This window comes from Pseudoxanthomonas sp. LjRoot204_2 (genome assembly GCF_056175765.1).
In genome coordinates this window covers 1-5,986 of the sequence record NZ_JBGFFG010000202.1, presented here as the reverse complement: position 1 = coordinate 5,986, position 5,986 = coordinate 1, and the positions used below count along the sequence as shown (strand labels likewise).

Here is a 5,986-nt window from a genome sequence, read left to right as displayed (position 1 = left end):
ATTGGCGACCGGCGAACTGCCGCTGCCGTCGGGCGACTTCGATACGTCACGCTACGCGTTGCTGCGCTGCCAGCCGGAAACCGGGCGTTTCCGCCAGATCCGCCGGCACCTGAAGCACGCCTTCCATCACCTGATCGGCGACACCAGCCACGGCGATGGCCGGCACAACCGCCACTTCCGCATGCAGGGCGTGCACCGCATGTTGCTGCACGCGGTGCGGCTGTCGTTCCCGCATCCGTCGACCGGCGAACGCATCGAAGCGGTGGCGCCGCTGGATGCGGAGTTCCTGAAGGCGTATGCGCTGTTCGGGTGGGAAGCCGACCTACGCTAGCCATGCTCTTCCTGTAGTAGCGACGTAAGTCGCGACCGCAGAAATGAATTGTCGGGATCGCCAGACAAAGAGCGGCCTGTCCGATGCATGCTCTTGTCCAGCAGCGCTGAGGACTGCCGCAGCGTGCGGTCGCGACTTACGTCGCTCCTACCGTCGCTCCCACAGAGAGCAGTGTCACGCCACCCGCATCGCCGCGAGCACCATCAGCGCCACGGCGCACAGCATGCCGATCAGCCAGATGAAGCTGCGCAGCGATTGCTTGTCGGCCAGGTAGAACACGCCGTGCAGCACGCGCGCCACCACGAAGGCGATGGCCAGCGGCGTGATGGTGTCCGCCGGCACGCCGGCCAGCTGCGCCATCAGCACGCCGGCGACGAAGGCGGGGAACGCTTCGAAGCCGTTGAGGTGCGCCGCGTTGGCGCGCTGCACCTTGTAGTTGCCTTCCTGCTTGGCGACCCATGCGCGCGGATTGCGGTTGTTGTAGCGCTCGCCCGAGCGCTTGGCGATGAAGACCCACAGGTACGGCAGCAGTGCGGTGACCAGGATGCACCAGTAAGCGATAGACATGATGTTTCCTCCGAGGATGGCGCAGGGTAGTGGGTACGGCAGTGGGGAGTCCATGGGCGGTTGCCCTCTCCCTGCGCAGCGGGGAGAGGGTGCCCGAAAGGGCGGGTGAGGGGCGAACGGAGGCATTGTCTTGGATCGCGCACTCGCATTGCCGAGTTCGACGATGGCGGAGAAACATCGCGCAGAACATCATCGCGCTCGCCCCTCATCCGCCCTCCGGGCACCTTCTCCCCGCACGCGGGGAGAAGGAACAAAAACGGCGCCCTTCGGCGCCGTCTTCGTTTGCAGCTGAGCGCGTGGCTTACTTTGTCGCGGGCGCTGCCGGACGCATCTTGTCACGAGCCGCCTTGAAAGGATTGCCTTCGTACCAGTTCGGCCAGGTGCCGGCCACGGCCAGGTCCTTGCCGACGCCATACAGTGCCTGCAGGTCCTGCACGACGCCGTCCAGCTTCCATCCCGCGTGCATTTCGTCACTCGGCTGGTGATAACGCTTGGCATATTCCTCGCTCGCCGCCTTGCCGGCCTCGACGCCGCCTTCCAGCAGGTCGTTGCCGCCCTTGGCGTACAGCGCCGGCACGCCAGCCTTGGCGAAATTGAAGTGGTCGCTGCGGAAGTAGTAGCCGCCGGCCGGGTTGCCTTCCTCGGCGAGCACGCGGCCCTGCTGGTCGGCGTAGACCTTCAGCATGTCTTCCAGCTGCGAGTTGCCCTTGCCGGTCACCACGAAGTCGCGCGACTTGCCACCCACGCTCATGGCGTCGAGGTTGATGACGCCGGCGATCTTGTCGAGCGGGAAGGTCGGGTGCGCGACGTAGTACTTGGAGCCCAGCAGGCCGGACTCCTCCAGCGTCACCGCCACGAACACCACCGAGCGCGCGGGCTTCGGATCCTGGTGGGCGAACGCCTCGGCGATCTCCAGGATGCCGGCCACGCCGGTCGCGTTGTCGACCGCACCGTTGTAGATGTTGTCGCCCTCTTCGCCTTCATGTTTGCCCAGGTGGTCCCAGTGGGCCATGTACAGCACGGCTTCGTCGGGCTTGCTGCTGCCCGGCAGCACGCCGATCACGTTGCGCGAGGTCTTCTCGGTGATGCTGCTCTTCAGCGTCGCGGACACCTGCGCCTTCAGCGGCACCGGCTTGAAGCCGCGCTTGCCGGCGTTGGCATAGGCCGCGTCCAGGTCGAGGCCGGCATCGGCGAACAGCTGCTTCGCGGCGTCGGCACTCAGCCAGCCCTGCAGCGGGATGCGCTTTTCCGGATCGTCCTTCGCCGGCAGGTCGTACTGCGGGCCGGCCCAGGAGTTCTTCACCACGTCCCAGCCGTAGCTGGCGCCGGCGGTGTCGTGCACGATCAGCGCGGCGGCGGCGCCCTTGCGTGCGGCTTCCTCGAACTTGTACGTCCAGCGGCCGTAGTAGGTCATGCGGTTGCCGCCGAACAGCGTCTCGTCCTTGCCATGGAAGCCGGGATCGTTGACGAACATCACCACGGTCTTGCCGGTCCAGTCCTGGCCGGCGTAGTCGTTCCACTGCTGCTCCGGCGCATCCACGCCGTAGCCCACGAACACCAGCTCGCTGGCATCCAGCTTGACGTCGGTCTGGCCGGTGCGGGTGCCGATGACATAGTCGGTGCCGAACGTCAGGTCGCGCGCGCCCTTGGCCGTGGTCAGCTTCAGCGTGGTGGCGGATTCGTCCGCGGTGGTCTCCACCATCGGCACGTCCTGGAAGTAGCTGCCGTTGTTGCCCGGCTGCAGGCCGATGCGCTTCATCTGCGCCTCGAGGTAGGCGGCGGTCTTCTCTTCGCCGGCCGAGCCGGGCGCGCGGCCCTCGAATGCTTCGGACGACAGCGTCTTCACCATGTCGGCGAAGTCGGCCTCGGTGATGTCGGCGGTGAAGGTGTGCGCCGCGGCGGGCGGCGTGGCGGCTTCCGGCGGCGCGGCGGGCGCCTCGGGTTCCTGCTTGCACGCGGCCAGGGCGGCGGTGGCGGCAAGCACCAGCATCAACTTGCGGGGCATCGGGATTCCTCAACGAACGGAATCCCGATTCTAGCCACAATGGGCGGCCCGGACCCGTGCCGGACCGCCCGTGCGCGGGGTTACTCGGTAGGTGCGGTGTCGGTGCTGAACGGTTTGGCGGTGGCGCCGGTCACCGGGCCGATCTTGGCGCTGGTGTGCACGTACAGCACGACCGGACGCTCGAACAACAGCGGGCCGGTCACCTCGGCGTTGGGGCCGATCACGATGCGCGGCGGCTTCTTGTTGTCGGTGTTGAAGAAGCCCGTGGACTTCTGCACGCGCAGGCCGCCGCGGACCTTCGAACCGACGCCGACGGTGATGTCGCCGCGTACCGTCGTGATCTCGCCGCCGACCTGCGTGCTGACGATGCCGATGGCGCCGTTGACGGTTTCGATGTCGCCACCGACCACGCCGCCGCGATCGATGAAGATGCTGCCGTTGACCGTTTCGACGTCCTTGCGGACGTTGACGTCCTTGCCCGCGCGGATCGAGCCGTTGACGGTCTCCAGCGATTCGGCCACGGCCTTGTCGCCGATGTTGATGCTGCCGTTGACGGTGCTGGCGTCTTCGGTGGTGGCGCCTTCGCCGATGCGGATGCTGCCGTTGACGGTGTCCAGGTCGCCGTAGGTCTGGCCGGCGTCGGCGGTGATGCTGCCGTTGACCTTGGAGATTTCCTGCTGCGCGAACGCGGGCGTGGCGGCCAGGGCCAGGGTCAGCAGCAGGGCGGTGCGGGGACGGATCATGGGGTTGCCTCTTGGGTGGTCTCGTATCGGTCTGATGCACCGGCGTGACGGAGGGTTTAAACACCGCCGTGCCGGAGTGGATGGCACCATGCTTCGCTACAATCGTCACCTGCCTGAAGTCACTGGAATCTCCCCCGTGTCCGCATCTGCCCCGTCCGTGAAGCGCCCCAAGCCTGTCGTGCTGTTGATCCTGGATGGCTGGGGGCACCGTGAAGATCCCGCCGACAACGCGCTGGCGCAGGCCAATCTGCCGAACTGGCGCCGCCTGCTGGCGACCGCGCCGCACACGTTGATCCATACCGAAGGCCGCCATGTCGGCCTGCCGGACGGTCAGATGGGCAATTCGGAAGTGGGCCACATGAACCTGGGCGCGGGCCGCATCGTCTACCAGGACCTGACCCGCATCGACGCCGCGATCGAAGACGGCAGCTTCTTCGCCAACGCCGAGCTGGTCGCCGCGTGCGACGCGGCCAAGGCCGACGGCAGGACCCTGCACGTGTTCGGCCTGCTGTCGCCGGGTGGCGTGCACAGCCATGAACTGCACATCTTCGCGATGCTCGACCTCGCCAAGCGCCAGGGCGTTCCGCGCGTCGCGGTCCACGCCTTCCTCGACGGCCGCGATACGCCGCCGAAGTCGGCCGAGCCCAGCCTGCGTGCGCTGCAGGACCGATGCGCGACGCTCGGCAATGCGCACATCGCCTCGGTCAGCGGGCGCTACTACGCGATGGACCGCGACAAGCGCTGGGACCGCGTGCGGCTGGCGTGGGATGCGATGGTCGAGGCGAAGAGCGAGCACCATGCCGCCAGTGGCGTGGCCGCGCTGGAAGCCGCGTATGCGCGCGGCGAGAACGACGAGTTCGTGCTGCCCACCGTCATCGACGGCGCAACGCCGATGGCCGATGGCGATGCGGTGGTGTTCATGAATTTCCGCGCCGACCGCGCGCGCCAGCTGACCGCGGCGTTCGTGTCGCCGGCGTTCGACGGCTTCGAGCGGCGCGTGCCGGCGCTGGCGCGTTACGTCTGCCTGACGGAATACGATGCCAAGCTGCCGGCGCCGGTGGCGTTCGCGCCGGACGACCTGCGCGAGACCTTCGGCGAGCTGCTGGCCGAACATGGGTTGACCCAGCTGCGTATCGCCGAAACCGAGAAGTACGCGCACGTGACGTTCTTCTTCAGTGGCGGCCGCGAAGATGTGTTCGCCGGCGAGGAACGCATCCTGATTCCCAGCCCGAAGGTCGCTACCTACGATCTGCAGCCGGAAATGAGCTGCCCCGAACTGACCGAGAAGCTGGTGGCGGCGATCGGCTCGGGCCGGTTCGATGCGATCGTCTGCAACATCGCCAACCCCGACATGGTCGGCCACAGCGGCGACCTGCAGGCGGCGATCCTCGCCGCGCAGGCGGTGGACAAGGCGATCGGCGAGGTCGATGCCGCGGTGCGCGCCGCGGGTGGCGCACTCATCATCACTGCGGACCACGGCAATCTGGAAATGATGCGCGACCCTGACACCGGCCAGCCGCACACTGCGCACACCGTGGGTCCTGTCCCGCTGGTTTATGTGGGCGAGCGCGCGGCGACGTTGCGCAGCGGCGGTGCGCTCCGCGATGTCGCACCCACGCTGCTCGACCTGCTCGGCCTGCCGCAGCCGGCCGACATGAGCGGCCGCAGCCTGATCGCCCCCTGATGCCGCACCGCACGCGCGCCGCAGGCTTCGCGATCGTGCTGGCTGCGCTCTCGGTCGTCGCGGCCGCACCTGCGCAGACGTCCCGCGAGGCCGAGCAGAAGCTGCAGCGCGTGCGCAGCGAACTGAAGTCGATCGCGCAGGAGCGCCGCAAGCTGGAGGGCGAGCGCGGGACGGCGTCGCGCCAGCTGCGCGATGCCGACGAGCAGGTCGGGCGCACCACGCGCTCGCTGTCCGATACCGAAGCGGCGTTGCGCCGCGAGGCTGCGGCGCTGGAGGAGCTGCAGCGAAAGCGCGATGCCATGCGCGCCCAGCAGGCCGCGCAACGTGCGCAGCTGGCTGCCCTGGTGCGCGCAGCCTACCAGCGGGGCGACGACGCGCCGCTGAAGGTCCTGCTGTCGCAGGATCGCGTGGCCGACGCCCATCGCCTGCTGGCCTACCATCGCTATGTGCAACGCGACCAGGCGAACCGCATCGCGTCGCTCAACACCGAGCTGGCCGCCCTGGACGAGGTGGAGCGCGACATCGTCGCCCGTCGCGCGGACCTGGACGCCGCGCGCGCACGGCAACGCCAGCAGGTGACGCAGCTGGAAAAGGACCGCAGGACGCGCGCCCTCCTCGTCGCCGACCTCGACGAGCGTTACCAGGATCGCGCCGCC

At 68.1% G+C, this 5,986-nt stretch carries 6 protein-coding genes; 3 read left to right on the top strand and 3 right to left on the bottom strand.

The window, feature by feature from the left end:
• Positions 1 to 331: pseudouridine synthase family protein (locus AC04L7_RS10775; protein ID WP_475512984.1), on the top strand; the 331-nt coding region annotated here is incomplete at its 5' end.
• 174 nt (positions 332 to 505) lie between these two features.
• Here the strand turns inward: AC04L7_RS10775 and AC04L7_RS10770 are convergent.
• From AC04L7_RS10770 to AC04L7_RS10760, 3 genes are all read right to left on the bottom strand, one after another.
• Positions 506 to 898 carry an MAPEG family protein gene (locus AC04L7_RS10770; protein ID WP_435996046.1) on the bottom strand — a complete coding sequence of 131 codons (393 nt, stop codon included), beginning with the start codon at positions 896 to 898 and terminating at the stop codon, positions 506 to 508.
• A gap of 301 nt (positions 899 to 1,199) precedes the next feature.
• On the bottom strand, positions 1,200 to 2,903 hold the full coding sequence (locus tag AC04L7_RS10765) for a M28 family metallopeptidase (protein ID WP_435996048.1): 1,704 nt from the start codon (positions 2,901 to 2,903) through the stop codon (positions 1,200 to 1,202).
• Positions 2,904 to 2,983: 80 nt separating this feature from the next.
• Positions 2,984 to 3,643 (bottom strand): DUF4097 family beta strand repeat-containing protein, encoded by a 660-nt coding sequence (locus tag AC04L7_RS10760; RefSeq protein ID WP_436000906.1) that lies wholly within the window; start codon positions 3,641 to 3,643, stop codon positions 2,984 to 2,986.
• Positions 3,644 to 3,782: 139 nt separating this feature from the next.
• On the opposite strand from AC04L7_RS10760, the gene gpmI reads away from it, so the two are divergent.
• Positions 3,783 to 5,330, top strand: a complete 1,548-nt coding sequence (gene gpmI, locus AC04L7_RS10755; RefSeq protein ID WP_435996050.1) for a 2,3-bisphosphoglycerate-independent phosphoglycerate mutase — start codon at positions 3,783 to 3,785, stop codon at positions 5,328 to 5,330.
• Positions 5,330 to 5,986, top strand: a 657-nt coding sequence (locus tag AC04L7_RS10750; protein WP_475512983.1) for a murein hydrolase activator EnvC family protein, incomplete at its 3' end; no start/stop codon positions are given. The genes gpmI and AC04L7_RS10750, both read left to right, overlap by 1 nt.

What these genes read in the sequence shown, in the direction of transcription:
- AC04L7_RS10765 (WP_435996048.1), bottom strand. Translation starts at nt 2,903, where the DNA reads ATGCCCCGCAAGTTGATGCTGGTGCTTGCCGCCACCGCCGCCCTGGCC.
- AC04L7_RS10770 (WP_435996046.1), bottom strand. Translation starts at nt 898, where the DNA reads ATGTCTATCGCTTACTGGTGCATCCTGGTCACCGCACTGCTGCCGTAC.